Genomic DNA, 15,396 nt, shown 5'->3' with positions numbered 1-15,396 from the left:
ATCAAGCTTTTGGAAGGAGCGCTGGAATATGAATCACCCGAATTTCAACGAAATGGCTGGCCGTCTGATGGTAGCACTCGATTATCCCGGAGCGGAGCAGGCGCAGGAATTGGTACAGGCCCTCGAAGGTATTCCCTGTTATCTGAAGGTGGGCATGCAGCTCTTTTACGCCGCTGGCCCGGACTTTATTCGGGAGCTGAAGTCGAAGGGGTACTCGGTATTCCTTGATGTGAAGATGCATGATATTCCAAACACGGTTCGTGGGGGTGCTGAAAGCATAACCCGTCTGGGAGTGGATATGTTCAATGTGCATGCAGCTGGAGGTACAAGCATGATGCGTGCCGCACGTGAAGGTGCAGAGGCCGCTCTGGCTGCTGATCCTTCTCTTCGCAGACCTGAGATTATTGCGGTTACCCAGCTGACTAGTACCAGTCAGGAAACGATGAATACCGAGATTGGCATCCAGGGCAACGTTGAGGCAGCAGTAGTCCGTTATGCAGGACTGGCCCATGAGGCAGGTCTCGATGGCGTCGTTGCTTCCCCGCTGGAAGTACCGGCGATCCGCGCAGCCTGTGGCAGTGATTTTCACACGGTCACACCAGGCATCCGCCCAGCGGGAAGTGGCCTCGGAGACCAGACTCGTGTCCTGACGCCAGGTGAAGCCATTGCCAGAGGCAGCCATTACATTGTTGTAGGCAGACCAATTACGGGCGCTCCCAATCCACGTGAAGCGGCAGAAACCATTTTGAAGGAGATGTTGAACGCATGATCGAACTTACTGAGATTCCTAACCATATTGCTTCCCAACTGTTGAAAATTAAAGCGGTGGCGTTGCGTCCGCAGCAGCCATTTACCTGGACATCCGGCATCAAATCACCAATCTATTGTGATAACCGTCTAACGATGTCTTATCCCGAGATTCGTAACGACATTGCTGAAGCCTTTGCTGCGATCATTCGTGATCAATATCCCGATGCAGAAGTCATCGCAGGTACAGCAACCGCGGGTATCCCACATGCTGCCTGGGTGGCGCAAAAGCTGAATCTGCCTATGGCTTACATTCGTGATAAAGCCAAAGGACATGGCAAAGAGAACCTGATTGAAGGACTGATCACTGAGGGGCAGAAGGTTGTTGTCATTGAAGACCTGATCTCGACTGGTGGCAGTTCAATTAAAGCCGCTGAAGCGGTACGTGTAGCCGGGGCGACTCCACTGGCAGTACTGGCGATTTTCAGCTATCAGCTCGACAAAGGCATTAAGGCTTTTGAAGAAGCGGGAATTCCGCTGCAAACTCTGTCTAATTATACCGCTTTGATGGATGTGGCTTTGGCTGAGGGGACAATCCAGGAAAGTGATTTTGAACTGCTCAAATCCTGGCGTGAAGATCCTTCTTCATTTGGTAAATAATATCATTCACATCCGACTGAACAGTTTGATTGTGAACGGTATCAAAATTGTAATGATTGCCGCCATAGAGGCAAATTCATCGAATATTCAAGAGGCATCCCGCACTTTGGGGTGCTTTTTTCGTTTGTTCATCAAAATATTAACTTTTTCACGGGAACGTTGTAAAAAGCTTGTAACTTTTAGTTGTGATCCGTCGTTTATAATGCAGTGTAGTATGGAATAGATTTCTATTTTTAGTGTCTTGATGAAGTGAACGGGATATGAAGAAAGGATGAGCGTGATTGCTGGCATGAAGAATTTATTTTCCAAAATCAGACCTGCCAAGAGCCAGTCAGGCGAGGACAGTGCAGTCGGACAAAGGGAGCAGCAGGAACCAGTCGGGCAGGAGGAATCGGCATACATAAGTGAACCGCAGAATACATCCATCGACCCGCACGACATAACCAGTGAAACAAGCCAAGAGGAGGTTGCGGTTGCAGCAGCTGAACCTGAAGTGAAGTCCAAGTCCTCCAAGAAGGATCTGTTGCCTCCATATGACGGACCTGTGCTGGAGGTTCGCAATGTTCATCGCAGTTTCCAGACGGGTAGCCGTATTATTCATGTGCTCAAAGGCATCGATATGGAAGTGAACCCGCAACAGCTGGTGATGTTGAAAGGGCGTTCAGGCTCAGGGAAAACGACGCTGCTCAATATGCTGGGTGGGCTGGATCAGCCATCCAGTGGAGACATTCTGTTCTCCGGCCAGCCTCTTCAGGATTGGGGTGACCGGCGGCGGACCGCTTTGCGGCGCAGAGAAATTGGTTTTATATTTCAGGCGTATGCGCTGATGCCCTTGTTGTCTGCCTGGGAAAATGTAGAGCTGTCGCTGCGCATGGCGGACGTGCCGCGTTCGGAATGGAAGGACCGGGTAGGTCATTGTCTGGATCTGGTTGGACTAACCAAACGAGTCAAGCACCGTCCATTCGAGATGTCCGGGGGAGAGCAGCAGCGGGTGGCTATCGCCAAGGCGATAGCCCACAGACCGAGATTATTGCTCGCGGATGAGCCGACAGCTGAACTTGATTCCAAAATGGGGGCACAGGTTATGGCTGTATTTCGCAATATTATTGAAGTTGAACAAGTAACGATTTGTATGACTACACACGATCCTACGATTTTGGAGGTTGCGGACCATGTTTATGAAATGGCGGACGGCAGATTTATCAAGTAAAGGGGCCGCTCCGAAGAGGGGGAAACGCGCAGCGCTTTTTGTGCTTAGTGCGATAGTGGCTGCAACGATGTCCGGCTGCTCTTTGCTGCCGGCAGAAACAGAGGAAGAAGTACTTCCGCCAATTACACCGCCAACGATCTCCAAGAAGCCGGAATATGAAGTTCGGACAGAGACGCTGGAGAAGAAAGTAAGCGGAAGCGGCAAAATGATGAGCCAGCGGGAAGAAAAGGTCTATTTTACGCTGGACGGTATGCATATCAAAGAGTTGAATGTAAAACCAGGGGATAAAGTGAAAAAAGGTCAACTCCTCGCTGTTCTTGATGTAGAGAGCGTGGAGAAGGAAATTCGGGCCAAAAACCTACAGATTCGCAAATCGGAAGTCCAAATGAAGGAAACGCTTCGCAAACGGGATGAGATGGACCCGGTAGAGTTCGAAGAGTCCACGATTGCCTTTGAAGAGCTTCGTCAGGAACTCGCCGATCTGGAGGATCAGTTGGGTAAAGCCACTTTGACCGCTCCATTCGGTGGAACAATCATTGCCGTGCAGGTGGAGAAGGGCGCGGCTGTCAAAGCCTATGACCCGATTGCGACCATAGCAGATACATCCAACCTGGTTGTCGCAGCTACGTTTGCCAAGGAAGATCTGGAAAAGTTCTCGGCTGGCATGAAGGCGGATGTGGACATTAATGGCGCAGGCAAAGTGGCTGGCAAAGTTAAAGTGATGCCTGTAGCCCAAGCGTCGGGAAGTGGAAGTGGTAACGGCGGAGGTTCGGGGGAAGGCGGAACGCCTCCAGCGAAAGAAAGCCTGGATCAATATGTTATCGTCTCGCTGGCGAAAATGCCCAAAGGGGTTGAACGCGGTACACCTCTAACGGTGTCGATTGTCACGCAGCGTACAGAGAATGCGATTGTCATTCCTGTATCCGCTCTGCGCTCCATCGGTTCAAGAACGTACGTGCAAGTGCTGGAGAGTGATGGAAGCAAGCGTGAAGTGGACGTAGAAGTTGGGCAGCAGACATCCACGGATGTGGAGATTCTTAAAGGTCTGACCGTTGGACAGAAAGTAGTGGGCCGCTAATGGGGCTGCCATTGCTTCGACTGTTGTTCCGCAAAATGTGGAACACTCGCTGGATGACGTTCAGCACACTGATCGGACTGATTGTGGCGGTAGCGTTCACCGTTAGTATTCCGATGTATGCCGATGGTGCGCTGAAGCGGGTCGTGGCCCAGACGCTGCAGGATAACAGTGAGGGACTGCCAGCCGGCTCGTTGCTCATGAGTTACCAGGCACCTGGTGGTGTTAAGACAGACACACGTGGTCTGGAAGAGGTGGATCGATATATTCGCGAGGATGTGCCCCGTGACATCGGTTTTCCTTTTCATACGTATGTGAACTCCCGTTCCATCCGCAGCACAGAGGTGAACCCGGAAGACCCAACCAAAGTGGATGCCAGCCGGGTCCGGAGCATGAGTCTGGGTACGATGACAGGCCTGGATGCACAGGTTAATTATTCTGCGGGAGTGAAGCCGGGCAACCAGGTCAAGGACGATACTATTGAAGCGGTCATGCTGGAAGAGGGCATGTATCGTAACGATCTGCATATCGGAGATGTTCTGGAATATCCGATTTACAGCGGTCTCGATATTACGTTGCGTGTGAAGATTATAGGTTCTTTCAAAGCGGATGATCCTAGCAGCCCGTATTGGGTACAGGGATTTGACGGTATGATGAACGGACTATATGTGGATGAATCGGTATTTAATAATGTTTTGTTAAAGGAAAAAGGGATCCCTCTTCAGAATTCACGTTGGTATTATGCATTTGATCTGAAAGAGATTCAAACAAGCCAGCTCTCGGGACTGACCTCTGTGCTGGAAAGGCTGGATATCGATCTGTATCAGCGGTTGAAGGATACGAAAGTGGACATCACCTTCGGGGATCTGCTGAAACAATTCCGCAGTCAGAGTCTGCAATTGCAGACCATGCTGTTCACACTGGCAGCACCGATGATTGCGATGGTCTTTTATTTTATTGCCATGAATGCCAGACAGTCGTTACAGAAGCAGGCAAGTGACATCGCAGTTCTGCGCAGTCGTGGAGCTTCTGCCCGGCAGATATTCTCTCTTTATCTGCTTGAAGGTATATTCCTGGGAGCGATTGCTCTTGTCATCGGACCGTTTCTTGGATGGTTTATGGCGAAAAGCATCGGTTCAGCGAGCGGATTTCTGTCGTTCGTGGATCGTAAATCCATTCCAATTGGAATATCAAAAGAAGCTATCCTGCTTGGCCTTATCGCCGTGTTGGTGGCAATTATAGCCTCGCTCATTCCGGCAGTAACCTATGCGCGGGCCACGATTGTGTCGGCTAAGCGGCGGCAAGCACGTACAGATCGTGCGCCGGTATGGCAGCGCTGGTTCCTGGATATCGCGCTGTTGGGGCTCGCCGGATATGGATACTACTTGTTCTATGAACGGCAAATGTTGACGTTCCAGACCGGAATGACGACAGATCAGCTTCAGGTGCAGCCGTTTCTGTTCTTTGTACCGGCACTCGCCATCTTTGCACTGGGACTGTTCTTCTTACGGTTGTTCCCGTGGATTTTGAAGCTCATTCAGCTGATTGGACGAAAGTTTCTCCCGGTTCCATTGTATCTGACACTGACACAGCTTTCGCGTTCATCATCTTCTTATTATCCTTTGATGATCCTGCTTGTATTGACACTCGGACTTGGTGTGTATAACTCGGCAGCGGCTCGTACTATTGATCTGAACTCGACTGAGCGTACGTTATACCGATATGGTTCGGATGTTATTATGCAGACGGTATGGGAGGGCACACCTGAGGTTAAACCAACGGGTTCCGGACAAAGCGGAGGTTCAGGCGGTGGACAGCAAGGTGGAGGAAACGGTAGCGGTGGTTCTGGAGGTGGTGGTAACGGCGGCGGAGGTGGATCAGGTGGGGGCGGTGGTTCTTCACAACCCACGAAGATGATCTATTCCGAGCCACCTTTTGAAGTGTTCCGCAGCCTGAATGGTGTCGAACATGCAGCGAGAGTGCTGCAGACGAAAGGCAATATTATTGTCTCTGGCAAATCAGGTGGACAGGGAATGCTGGTGGGGATCGACAATGTGGATTTTGCCCAAGTGGCGTGGTTCCGCAACGATCTGTTCCCGGCTCATCCTTATAAGTACCTTGACTTGCTTGGAAAATATGAAGGGGCCGTATTGATCTCTTCCAAATTTGCAGACAAATTCAAGCTCAAAACCGGAGACCTCGTCTCCATTGGTGTACAGGGCCAGGCGATTGAATTTGTGGTCTTTGGCATTATACCGTACTGGCCTGCCCAGTACCCGGATCAAATGCCGTTCTTCATTGCCAATCTGGATTACATCTATGATCAGGTGCCTCTAATTCCATATGAGGTCTGGCTGAAGATGGAGCCGGATGCCAAAGTCGCTCCTTTGATGGAGAAACTTGCAGCAGAAGGCATTGAATTATCGTCTGTACGCGATGTGCGTACAGAGCTGGTATCCCAGGGCAAACATCCATCAAGGGGCGGGGTGTTCGGCATACTGAGTCTCGGATTCCTTGTGTCGGTGATTATTTCCCTGATCGGATACATTCTGTACTGGTTCTTCAATCTATCCGGGCGTGTAGTACAGTTCGGTGTCCTGCGGGCGATGGGGTTATCCCGGGCGCAACTGAGCGGTATGTTGCTGTTAGAGCAGGTGTTCACGGCGGGTCTGTCCATCATTCTCGGTATTGGCATTGGTCAGGTATCCAGTCGTCTGTTCCTGCCCTTCCTGCAAACGACAGATAATGTGTCCGCACAGGTACCTCCGTTCCGAATTGTATTTGAAGAGAAAGATATGCTGCAACTGTACGGCGTGACCGTGGTCATGCTGGTCATTGGAGCAACGATGCTGCTGTGGCAAATCCGCAGGCTGCGGGTTCACCAGGCAGTCAAAATGGGAGAGGAGAGGTAAACGTGATCCAATGCGAAGGACTTGTCAAAATTTTTAAATCCAGCGATGTGGAAGTCGTTGCCCTTCAAGGTCTCAATCTGACTGTCAATCAAGGTGAAATGATGGCCATTATCGGTAACAGTGGTAGTGGTAAATCCACATTGCTCAACATTCTGGGTGGACTTGATCGTCCAACAGCCGGTACAGCCGTTGTCGGGGATTGGGATTTGCTGAAAATGACAGACGCCCAACTGGTCGAGTACAAACGTCATACCGTAGGGTTCATTTGGCAAAATAACGGCCGTAACCTGCTGCCATACCTCACAGCACTTGAAAACGTGGAAACACCCATGATTTTGGGAGGCAAGCGCGATCGCGCCTATGCCATGCAGCTGCTGGAGTGGGTTGGACTGAAGGATCGGATGCACAACAAGCTGCATCAATTGTCCGGTGGGGAGCAGCAGCGGGTGGCGATTGCCATCTCGCTATCGAATCGCCCCAAGCTGCTGCTTGCCGATGAGCCAACAGGTTCGGTGGATTCAGAGACATGTGATACCATCATGGGCATTTTTCGCAAAATGAACAAGGAGCTCGGGGTCACGATTGTGATTGTTACTCATGATCTAACCCTCGCTGGCAAGGTGGACCGGATCGTGGCGATTCGGGACGGCTTGACCAGCACCGAGTTTGTGAAACGCAATCCGAATCTGGATGACGAACATGGCTTATCGGAGGCAGGAGCCCCGGATATTCATGAAGCTTTTGTCATTATTGACCGTGCGGGACGACTTCAGGTGCCCAAGGAGTATCTGGAGGCGCTGTCCATTGATAATCGTGCCACATTGGAATTTGACGGTGAACGTATTGTCATTACACCGCCAAGATAATTTTAGAGGGGGAATTGGGAGATGAAGAACAGGTTTTGGGGAAAACGGGTGCTAGCCGTGCTGGCTACAGCCAGTCTGGCTTTGCCGCTGCTTGCGGGTTGTACAGCGAGTGAGTCCAAGGATAACGAGCAGCGTGTACTGCGTGTAGCGACGTTATGGGGGGGACAGGATGACAGTTATTTCCGTCAGCAGTTTACCGATGCTTTTGAATTGACACATCCAAATATAACGATTGAAGTTGTACCTGCGGTAGATCAGGGCAGCATGTATGGGTATGGTAACCAGGAAGAACAGCAGGACATTCCGGATACGATGGAAAGCTTGAAGAAGATTATGACAGGGGATAACCCGGTAGACGTCATCGTGGCGGATACGGCGACAGTCAAGTCGTTAATTCAGGAAAACATGGTGAAACAACTGGACCCACTGATGCAGGAAGATAAGTTTGATACTACGGATATTGTGCCAAGTGTTCTCGAAGGAATCAAGGATTTGGGAGATCAGAGCATCTACGCTTTGACGCCAACGTTCTCCTCTTCTGCTTTGTTCTATAACAAGGGTATGTTTGAGAAAGCAGGCGTGGAGCCTCCAACGGATAACATGACTTGGGATGATATTTTCAACTTGGGTACACGCCTTACCAAAGGTGAAGGAAAAGACCATGTATTTGGTTTCTCTTTCAGTACCTATCAAGGTGGTTCTCCATATTATTCAATGCAGCAGTATTATAATTCTCTACAGTTGAAAGTTTTTGATGACAAAGCAGAGAAAATGACTGTAGATTCTCCACAATGGGAGAAAGTATGGAGCACCATAAGCAAGCTTGCCCTGGATAAAGTCATTCCTAAAGGAGACGAACCGCAGGATCAGGATGACAGTGGACGTTATAATCCGCTTCAGAATGATATGTTCCTGAATGGCAAAACAGCGATGGTAATCGGAGATTACAGCTACATTAATCAATTGATCGATGCCAATAAAAATGCGGATAAAATGAAAGACTTTACGAAGGTAGACTGGGATGTTGTGACACCTCCGGTTCATCCGGAGGCTCCTGAAATCGGAGGCAATATTTATCTTAGTAACCTCATGGCCATTAATAGTTCAGCTCAGAACCCTGATGATGCATGGGAATTGATCAAGTATATGAACAGTGAAGATTGGGCGAAGATCAAAGCGCGCAGCAGTTATGAGATGGTTTCTCGGAAGAGCTTCATTAAACCGAAGGATGGTTTGGATTACAACATTCAGGCATTCTATACTTTGAAACCTGTACCTCCGACCAATACGAACTTGGATAAAATGTATCAAAAAATGCCGAATCTGTGGCAAGTAAATGATAAGGGCATGGAATTCTTCAATCAAGTGCTTGAAAACAAAAAAACACCAAAAGAAGCGCTTGGTGAATGGGCAGCCAAAGGGAACGAGATGTTAGAGAAGTTGAAAAAGAACCCTAAAGCCACGTTTCAATAAAAGTTAGATGATCTTGTAATAAAATCATAGATGTAGCCGCTGGAGATTTATATCTTCGGCGGCTATTTTTATGGAATTGGGGTATTCTACAAAAGCAGGGATAAATGATGACTTCAAGAAAGGACGAGTGGAATGCACTGGGTATATTTCAGCAAATTGTATGCAACCAAATTTCAGGCAGGGTGTCTTGCAAAACGGATGGAGCAGGATGGTTGGATTTACGGTCATAACGAGCCAGCAGAAGTGGAAGTATATCGTTCAAAAAAGGGGCGGTATGGCGTTCGCTTCATTCCCTAACATTACCCCTTGACATATGGGATAGGGATGGTGTATATTAATTAAGTCGCTGTTTTAATATTTCTTACTGACGCGGGGTGGAGCAGCCCGGTAGCTCGTCGGGCTCATAACCCGAAGGCCGCAGGTTCAAATCCTGCCCCCGCAATTTAGTTTTACTGGATGATTCACAGCCATCATCTGAACGTTATACACTTTTGTTCAGGGCCCTTAGCTCAGTTGGTTAGAGCGGTCGGCTCATAACCGATTGGTCACAGGTTCGAGTCCTGTAGGGCCCATTCTCTCAAAACCCTTGCATAGCAAGGGTTTTTTTCTGTCTTCATACATATGCAATGTAGATAGAGGAGTAAGGATTATGTTATTTATAATAATTCCAATAATTGCTAATATTATGTTATTATAATAAAAAAACATGAGGGAAGGGTGACAATTTAAAGTTATGAATGGTGCTAGTGCTGTGGGTTTTGTAGGGATTTTAACTATATTTATTTTCATTGGTTTGGTAGGTCTGATTTTATATGCTGTGTTCTCAATGGCAATAAAAAGATCTGGTTTAAGGGAGGAAATCTCAGGTTTGAAGCAAGAGATTCGATTATTAAAAGAGAGAATGGAGAAAAACGAACATAACCTCGATTAAGCCATTCTAAAAAGAAGAATATTCAATATTTAATTGCAAATTTGCAAGCTAAACGAGAGAGGCACTGCCGTAGCAATACGGGCAGTGTCCTTTTCATATGCCCTTTTTCCAAAAATCATTGTCTGTCTGTGCCATATCTCAAATCTCAGATATACTATCATATCCCTATTAATAGTAGGTAGATTCCATGAGTTTCTTGATGCGAGTTTGGCCAACTCTATTGCTATCCCGTTCCTCGTAATCAATACACCTCAACTGTTTGGTCAGATTGGCCTGCAAACCGCCAGGAGCAAACCCACTGGTTCAATTCAAAGGAAGTGTTTCAGTGTAGCTTCCATTAGCCCTCGTAGGTGTAACGATAACAATTGTCAGAGGAACCTTGGCAACGGATCCATTATCTATTCTGCGACGTCTACGCTCAGCTTGAGCATTCTGGCTCCTTAGGTTATTACGTTCTATGCGAATGGTTTCAATCCATCAATAACAACTCAGATGACGTACACTGCATTTATCAGCGCTCTAACTTGCTCGGTACGATCCGTGTAGGAGAACTTTGATGGAGCGGTATATTCGGACTAACGTTGAGCGCCTTCATTTGCTCAGGCATCGTTTATGATATAATGCGTTAGAGATTAAGGGAACGGTCTATGAGAGCATGGAATTGAAAGTCCGAGAAGTCGATGAAATTATGAATGGAAAGCAGGTTTTCAACCAATGATGCAAAACGAAGGACAACGATTCCGCTTCAGTGAAGCTCCGGTATGGGACTGGCAGCGGGCATATTATGAACAGAAAGGGCTGCACGCTTGGACCGAGAATCAGGTTCCGCAATATATTACGAGTAACCCCATGATTGCAATGGCGTATGCCGAGATGATTTTTGGTTTTCTTCAAGATCTCGCCAGCAAAGGAAAGACGGCCGAGACAGTGACCATTCTGGAACTTGGAGCGGGCGTAGGCCGCTTGGCGCACCAAATTCTGTTCAAACTGACAGAGTTGAAAGATTTTGCAGGCGTGGAGCTGCCAGCTTTTCGATATGTAATGACCGATCTGGTCGAAGATAATGTATTGGGCTGGAGAGAGCATCTGTCCATGCAATCCTTTATTGACCAAGGAATACTGGATTTCGCACGTTTTGACGCGATACAGGACACCGAGTTGAATCTGGTAGTGGCGGATACAGTTATTCGACCAGGCGATCTGAAGCAACCTTTGCTGTTGATTGCCAATTACTTTTTTGACAGCATTCCACAGGAATTAATTTATGTCGGTGAGGGTGAGATATATGAGTGTGACGTACTGGTCCAATCTCCAGAATCTCCTCTTCATTCGGAGCCTGCCGAGTTGCTGCAAAACATGATACTGAGTTATGAATACCGCCGTGCACCTGAGTACAGTGCAGAAGACTATCCATATCAAGAGCTTATCGCTCTGTACAAGGAAGAGTTGGAGGATTCGCACATTATGTTCCCGGCAGTCGGTTTGTCCTGTCTCGAACGATTGAACAAGTTATCAGAGTCAGGATATGTGTTGATTACTGCGGATAAAGGGGACCATCGACTGGACAACTGGAAGTTCGCCGATCCGCCTGAATTCGTACTTCATGGAAGTTTTTCTTTAACGGCAAATTATCATGCCATTCAATATGTATTGGAACAGCAAGGAGCCCACACTCGTTTCACAACACATCATTATAAAGACCTGAACGTTGGATGTATGTTGATGGTGGACGAACCACTGGGGTACATAAACACTCGACTTGCGTATCACCGATTTGTTGAACGTTTTGGACCCGATGATTTCTTTAGTATGAAAGAATGGATGGATCATCAGGTAGAGCGGATGGAACTGAAGCAAATTATACCGTTCTGGCGTCTGGGCGGATATGATGCTGAGTTTTTGATTCTTAGTGCCAACCGGATTTCGAACCTTCTACCGGATGCAAGCGATGAGGAAATGCTTGATATTCAGTCTGGAATCCACATCATGTGGTCTTCATATTATGTAATGGAGCGGCTAGGGGATGTGGCGTTTCTTGTAGGTCAGCTGTTATATGGGATGTATATGTATGAGGACGCCAAGCGATTTCTGGAGCTGTCGTTAGATGCTGATTGGAGAAAACAGAACTCAGCTGTGCTGTACGACTTGGCTGTGTGTTGTTATGAACTTGAACTGGAAGAAGAAACGCTGGCTTACACGCGGAAAGTACTGGCTTTGGAACCTGATCATGAGGAAGCAATAGATTTGTTGAAAAGCTTCGAGTGTCTATAAAGATTGAAACTTACTTCTCTTCATCGTATTATTAGGATGATCACACAAAAATTTCCTGTATACGGAAGAGGAGATGAGTACATGAAGAAGGTTCTGACCATTCTATTCTATCCATTTTTGGCAGTTCTGGGAGTACTGGGTGCGAATTCAGCTGCGACCGCTGATGTTATACTGTTGACTAAGGATATAACTACAGATGGAGGTTATGACGGGCAGGAGATTTATGATAGAATTGAACACAGAAATTCCTAACTACATATCATTTAAACTGTAAAAGTAATTGTTAGACGTAACGATATGCCAAAGACAATTACTCTTGAAGCGAAGTGCGATGAGCAGGAATCCTGCCTGTACAACCTTTAAGCCGGTTTCGTACCTGATACAGGTATGAACCGGCTTTTATTCATGAATGGGGGATAAACGTTGAAGATTATTATTGGACAACCCAGATTGGAACAACAATTGCTGCAGCTGGAAGCGGAATTGAAACAACATCCAGAAGCGGATGTGTTGTTCTTTCCTGAAGGCTACCTGAATCAGAACGTGGAAGAGGCCAGACGTCTGGCGGCTGTATATGGAACGATGATTGTGTCAGGTCATCGCAGGTTGAATGAACGTCCCAAGGACCGTTCGATCATCATTAACAAGGCCGGAGAGATTGTATTGGAGAAAGCGAAGTATACCGCTGCTGAGGTAGTTAAGGAACAGGGGTGGACCATAAGCACCTTGTTATGTGACGAGCTGGTGCTGCAAGGTTTTCGCAACGAGAGTATTGGCAGAGTGGATATGATTATGCATTCCATTGGTGTGGGGATGTTCAGTGAAGAGCAGTATACAGAGTGGATTGAAGAAGCACGGCAGATGGCGATACAAAATCAATGCATTGTTATGGGGACCAGCCATGCGGACGGTTCGTATCGTGACAGTGAAATTTCAATTCCAATCGCCTATTGTATTGCCCCGGATGGGCGAGTGGTCTTCGCGTCCAGAAACGATACACGTACTCGTTTGATTGTCTTGGAGAAGCAAAATACAGCGGACCTCTATCGTGAAGTACCAGGAAATGATGTGAACATCCAAATCATTCCTTCGGCATAATTCAACTAACAGAATACAAAATGATTGGGCCGGTTAGCTTGCCGTATAGCCCGGTCATTCATGTTAGAATCGACATATGTTATGGCATACCTTGAAATTCAAAGGAGGCCAATCAAATGAGTGAAGTTGGATACGGTTGTGGCGGCAATGTTGGTGGATTTGGCGGATGGACTTCCACAAGCGCAATTCTCGTACTCTTCATCCTGCTCGTAATTATCACTAAATCTTTCTGGCTGTAAGCCGCTGTAGAACAAGGTGAGACCCTGGTTACGTGTATGCTCCGCTGAGACCTCAGCGGGGCTTTTCTGCGTTTCTATGAAAAAATGATATGATGAAAGAGATTTGACAACCGAAAACAATGTGCTTAAAATCACATAAGAGACTAATAATAGAGATTGAAGGGATAGCAATGCCGTTTATTCGTTTTAAAGGATTCACAGGACCCCAACTGGAGGAAGTTGTACCCCGCATCACGGAGCAATTTGCGTTGATTACCAATATTCCGCGGGAGAGAATGAAGGCAGAACGTCATGACGTACAAGCCCTTACTCCTTCTCCGGCTTCAGTAGAGATCCTGATGTTCCAACGTGATCAGGAGATTCATAATCGGATTGCTTCCTCAATGCAGGTTATTTTGGAAGAAGCGGATTTGCCTGATGTGCATATTTTCTTCAATATACTGTCACCAGCGCTGTATTATAAACAAGGCAAGCCGTTGACAGATTACCGATTAGATTGAGAATAAAATGGCTGCACCGATGATGTTCGGATGCAGCGGAGACGAGCAGATGTGTGCTCGTCTTTTTTTGATTTAATCATTTTGCTCTTTAATTCGATTTAACCGGAAAGAGCACAGGGAGGATACGATGAATAAGGCACCGCCAATCAAATATACCAGCCGAATCCCCATTTGATCAGCAATCAGACCGAAGATTACCGTAGATATGCTCATGGCAGCTGAGAGAATAATTCCATGTGCTGCGTATACCTTGGACAGGGATTCGATGGGCACACTGGTCTGAAAAGCCGTCTGCTGAGCAATATCGCGGATCTGATAAGCAGGACCCATAAGCATACACAATACCAGAGCAAGCCAAGGAAGGCTGTTTAAACCGTATGCGATGGTCAGCAAGCTGAAGAGAAGAGAACCTATGGCCATACTGGAGATCAAGTGCTTCTGTATGCGAGTGGCCAAGGTGATGGCCAGAATTCCCCCAAGAATGGTGCCGGCAGAATAGCTGGAGTTGATAAGTCCCCACCAACCTTCCTCTTGGCCCAAAGCTTCTTTCACAAAAGCAAGCGTGATAGCGCCGATCCAGATGGAGCCAGCAAGACCTTCAACCAGATCCATGAACGTTATCAGGCGCAACGACCGATTTTTCCAAAGGATAAGCCAACCTTCCCTTAATACATCCCATCTGGAAGTGGACTTCTCGACTTTTTCTCGAATATCGCGGGTAAGTGAGCTGATCGTAATCATCAGAAGCAGGACAGCCCAGGATAAGCTTGTAGCTGCCCAAAATGTTTGTGAAGCACCCCAGTGCATAACAATGAATCCTGTCATCGCATATCCAATGATCGTCACGGTCTGAGTAGAGAACGAGAGAAAACTATTCGCCTTCACCAGATCTTCTCCTTGAACCAATCGTGGGGTTAATGTGCTTATTAATGGAGACTCCCATCCGTCCAGGAACGAGAGGATCGCTATTCCCACAAGCAGAAGAGGAATGTGAGCAGTGAGATCGGTAAATGCGATGGCGATTCCGGTAATCATCAATGTTTTGGCTAAAGGAATGCTAATAATCAGCCTGGAGAATGCGAAACGGTTCACAAGCAGTGGTGCAGTAAATCCTGCCACGATACGCGCTGACATTTGAATGAATGGAAACAACGCAGCGTAAAGGACAGACCCGGTCTGACCGTAAATAAACGTCGTGATAACCATGATATATATAACATTAATGAGAGAAAGCAGCGTTTTGGCAGCCCAATATGGATAAAATGCGATGTTCATGCTAAGGTGTCCTTTCCACAACGATAATTATATATTACGGGTATCGTTGCAAACGCACCACAAACAAAGTTGTCATTTTCCCGTCATTGAAGCAGCAAAAAAGCAGCTGTCCCAAGGGACAGCTGCCGTTCTGGTTTCT

General features: G+C 47.3%; 15 protein-coding genes and 2 tRNA genes. 16 read left to right on the top strand and 1 reads right to left on the bottom strand.

What is annotated here, in order from left to right; all coding sequences use genetic code 11:
* The first annotated feature begins 28 nt into the window (after positions 1 to 28).
* The 16 genes from pyrF to ACDJ58_RS20200 all read left to right on the top strand — a co-directional run bounded on the left by pyrF (position 29) and on the right by ACDJ58_RS20200 (position 13,982).
* Complete coding sequence (gene pyrF, locus ACDJ58_RS20275) at positions 29 to 769, top strand: orotidine-5'-phosphate decarboxylase (protein ID WP_413372616.1); 741 nt, start codon at positions 29 to 31, stop codon at positions 767 to 769.
* Entirely contained in the window at positions 766 to 1,407 is a 642-nt protein-coding gene (gene pyrE / locus ACDJ58_RS20270; RefSeq protein ID WP_062326374.1) for an orotate phosphoribosyltransferase, read from the top strand. The genes pyrF and pyrE overlap by 4 nt, the downstream gene beginning before the upstream one ends.
* A gap of 271 nt (positions 1,408 to 1,678) precedes the next feature.
* Positions 1,679 to 2,617 carry an ABC transporter ATP-binding protein gene (locus ACDJ58_RS20265; protein ID WP_413372615.1) on the top strand — a complete coding sequence of 313 codons (939 nt, stop codon included), beginning with the start codon at positions 1,679 to 1,681 and terminating at the stop codon, positions 2,615 to 2,617.
* Positions 2,580 to 3,695, top strand: coding sequence for an efflux RND transporter periplasmic adaptor subunit (locus ACDJ58_RS20260; protein WP_413372614.1), 1,116 nt, complete (start codon positions 2,580 to 2,582; stop codon positions 3,693 to 3,695). The genes ACDJ58_RS20265 and ACDJ58_RS20260 overlap by 38 nt, the downstream gene beginning before the upstream one ends.
* Entirely contained in the window at positions 3,695 to 6,604 is a 2,910-nt protein-coding gene (locus ACDJ58_RS20255) for an ABC transporter permease (RefSeq protein ID WP_413372613.1), read from the top strand. The genes ACDJ58_RS20260 and ACDJ58_RS20255 overlap by 1 nt, the downstream gene beginning before the upstream one ends.
* Before the next feature lie 2 nt (positions 6,605 to 6,606).
* The gene (locus tag ACDJ58_RS20250; RefSeq protein WP_063567873.1) at positions 6,607 to 7,470 is read left to right on the top strand and encodes an ABC transporter ATP-binding protein; all 864 of its coding nucleotides are present in this window, start codon (positions 6,607 to 6,609) and stop codon (positions 7,468 to 7,470) included.
* A 21-nt stretch (positions 7,471 to 7,491) separates the two neighbouring features.
* Positions 7,492 to 8,943 (top strand): ABC transporter substrate-binding protein, encoded by a 1,452-nt coding sequence (locus ACDJ58_RS20245; protein ID WP_413372611.1) that lies wholly within the window; start codon positions 7,492 to 7,494, stop codon positions 8,941 to 8,943.
* Between the two features lie 132 nt (positions 8,944 to 9,075).
* The gene (locus tag ACDJ58_RS20240; protein WP_167666091.1) at positions 9,076 to 9,240 is read left to right on the top strand and encodes a hypothetical protein; all 165 of its coding nucleotides are present in this window, start codon (positions 9,076 to 9,078) and stop codon (positions 9,238 to 9,240) included.
* A gap of 71 nt (positions 9,241 to 9,311) precedes the next feature.
* Positions 9,312 to 9,385 (top strand) — tRNA-Met (locus ACDJ58_RS20235).
* 56 nt (positions 9,386 to 9,441) lie between these two features.
* A tRNA-Ile gene (locus tag ACDJ58_RS20230) sits at positions 9,442 to 9,515 on the top strand.
* A gap of 161 nt (positions 9,516 to 9,676) precedes the next feature.
* Positions 9,677 to 9,874, top strand: coding sequence for a hypothetical protein (locus ACDJ58_RS20225; RefSeq protein ID WP_413372610.1), 198 nt, complete (start codon positions 9,677 to 9,679; stop codon positions 9,872 to 9,874).
* Between the two features lie 714 nt (positions 9,875 to 10,588).
* Positions 10,589 to 12,145: an SAM-dependent methyltransferase gene (locus ACDJ58_RS20220; protein WP_413372608.1), complete on the top strand. Its 1,557-nt coding sequence runs from the start codon at positions 10,589 to 10,591 to the stop codon at positions 12,143 to 12,145.
* Between the two features lie 81 nt (positions 12,146 to 12,226).
* Positions 12,227 to 12,397: a hypothetical protein gene (locus ACDJ58_RS20215; protein ID WP_413372607.1), complete on the top strand. Its 171-nt coding sequence runs from the start codon at positions 12,227 to 12,229 to the stop codon at positions 12,395 to 12,397.
* Between the two features lie 171 nt (positions 12,398 to 12,568).
* Positions 12,569 to 13,243: a hypothetical protein gene (locus tag ACDJ58_RS20210; protein WP_413372605.1), complete on the top strand. Its 675-nt coding sequence runs from the start codon at positions 12,569 to 12,571 to the stop codon at positions 13,241 to 13,243.
* A gap of 116 nt (positions 13,244 to 13,359) precedes the next feature.
* The gene (locus ACDJ58_RS20205; protein ID WP_079696179.1) at positions 13,360 to 13,482 is read left to right on the top strand and encodes a sporulation protein YjcZ; all 123 of its coding nucleotides are present in this window, start codon (positions 13,360 to 13,362) and stop codon (positions 13,480 to 13,482) included.
* Positions 13,483 to 13,652: 170 nt separating this feature from the next.
* On the top strand, positions 13,653 to 13,982 hold the full coding sequence (locus tag ACDJ58_RS20200; protein WP_063567881.1) for a DUF1904 family protein: 330 nt from the start codon (positions 13,653 to 13,655) through the stop codon (positions 13,980 to 13,982).
* 72 nt (positions 13,983 to 14,054) lie between these two features.
* Here ACDJ58_RS20200 and ACDJ58_RS20195 read toward each other — a convergent pair whose 3' ends face one another.
* Positions 14,055 to 15,257, bottom strand: coding sequence for an MFS transporter (locus tag ACDJ58_RS20195; RefSeq protein ID WP_413372604.1), 1,203 nt, complete (start codon positions 15,255 to 15,257; stop codon positions 14,055 to 14,057).
* Positions 15,258 to 15,396 lie beyond the last annotated feature (139 nt).

It is taken from the genome of Paenibacillus taichungensis (assembly GCF_047302525.1).
Lineage (GTDB): Bacteria > Bacillota > Bacilli > Paenibacillales > Paenibacillaceae > Paenibacillus > Paenibacillus taichungensis_B.
The sequence above is the reverse complement of the archived record's forward strand: the minus strand, read 5'-3'. Positions and strand labels throughout refer to the sequence as shown.

Coding starts and splice junctions, on each gene's coding strand:
- pyrF (WP_413372616.1), top strand. CDS start 29: ATGAATCACCCGAATTTCAACGAAATGGCTGGCCGTCTGATGGTAGCA.
- pyrE (WP_062326374.1), top strand. CDS start 766: ATGATCGAACTTACTGAGATTCCTAACCATATTGCTTCCCAACTGTTG.
- ACDJ58_RS20265 (WP_413372615.1), top strand. CDS start 1,679: ATGAGCGTGATTGCTGGCATGAAGAATTTATTTTCCAAAATCAGACCT.
- ACDJ58_RS20260 (WP_413372614.1), top strand. CDS start 2,580: ATGTTTATGAAATGGCGGACGGCAGATTTATCAAGTAAAGGGGCCGCT.
- ACDJ58_RS20255 (WP_413372613.1), top strand. CDS start 3,695: ATGGGGCTGCCATTGCTTCGACTGTTGTTCCGCAAAATGTGGAACACT.
- ACDJ58_RS20245 (WP_413372611.1), top strand. CDS start 7,492: ATGAAGAACAGGTTTTGGGGAAAACGGGTGCTAGCCGTGCTGGCTACA.
- ACDJ58_RS20240 (WP_167666091.1), top strand. CDS start 9,076: ATGCACTGGGTATATTTCAGCAAATTGTATGCAACCAAATTTCAGGCA.
- ACDJ58_RS20225 (WP_413372610.1), top strand. CDS start 9,677: ATGAATGGTGCTAGTGCTGTGGGTTTTGTAGGGATTTTAACTATATTT.
- ACDJ58_RS20220 (WP_413372608.1), top strand. CDS start 10,589: ATGATGCAAAACGAAGGACAACGATTCCGCTTCAGTGAAGCTCCGGTA.
- ACDJ58_RS20215 (WP_413372607.1), top strand. CDS start 12,227: ATGAAGAAGGTTCTGACCATTCTATTCTATCCATTTTTGGCAGTTCTG.
- ACDJ58_RS20205 (WP_079696179.1), top strand. CDS start 13,360: ATGAGTGAAGTTGGATACGGTTGTGGCGGCAATGTTGGTGGATTTGGC.
- ACDJ58_RS20200 (WP_063567881.1), top strand. CDS start 13,653: ATGCCGTTTATTCGTTTTAAAGGATTCACAGGACCCCAACTGGAGGAA.
- ACDJ58_RS20195 (WP_413372604.1), bottom strand. CDS start 15,257: ATGAACATCGCATTTTATCCATATTGGGCTGCCAAAACGCTGCTTTCT.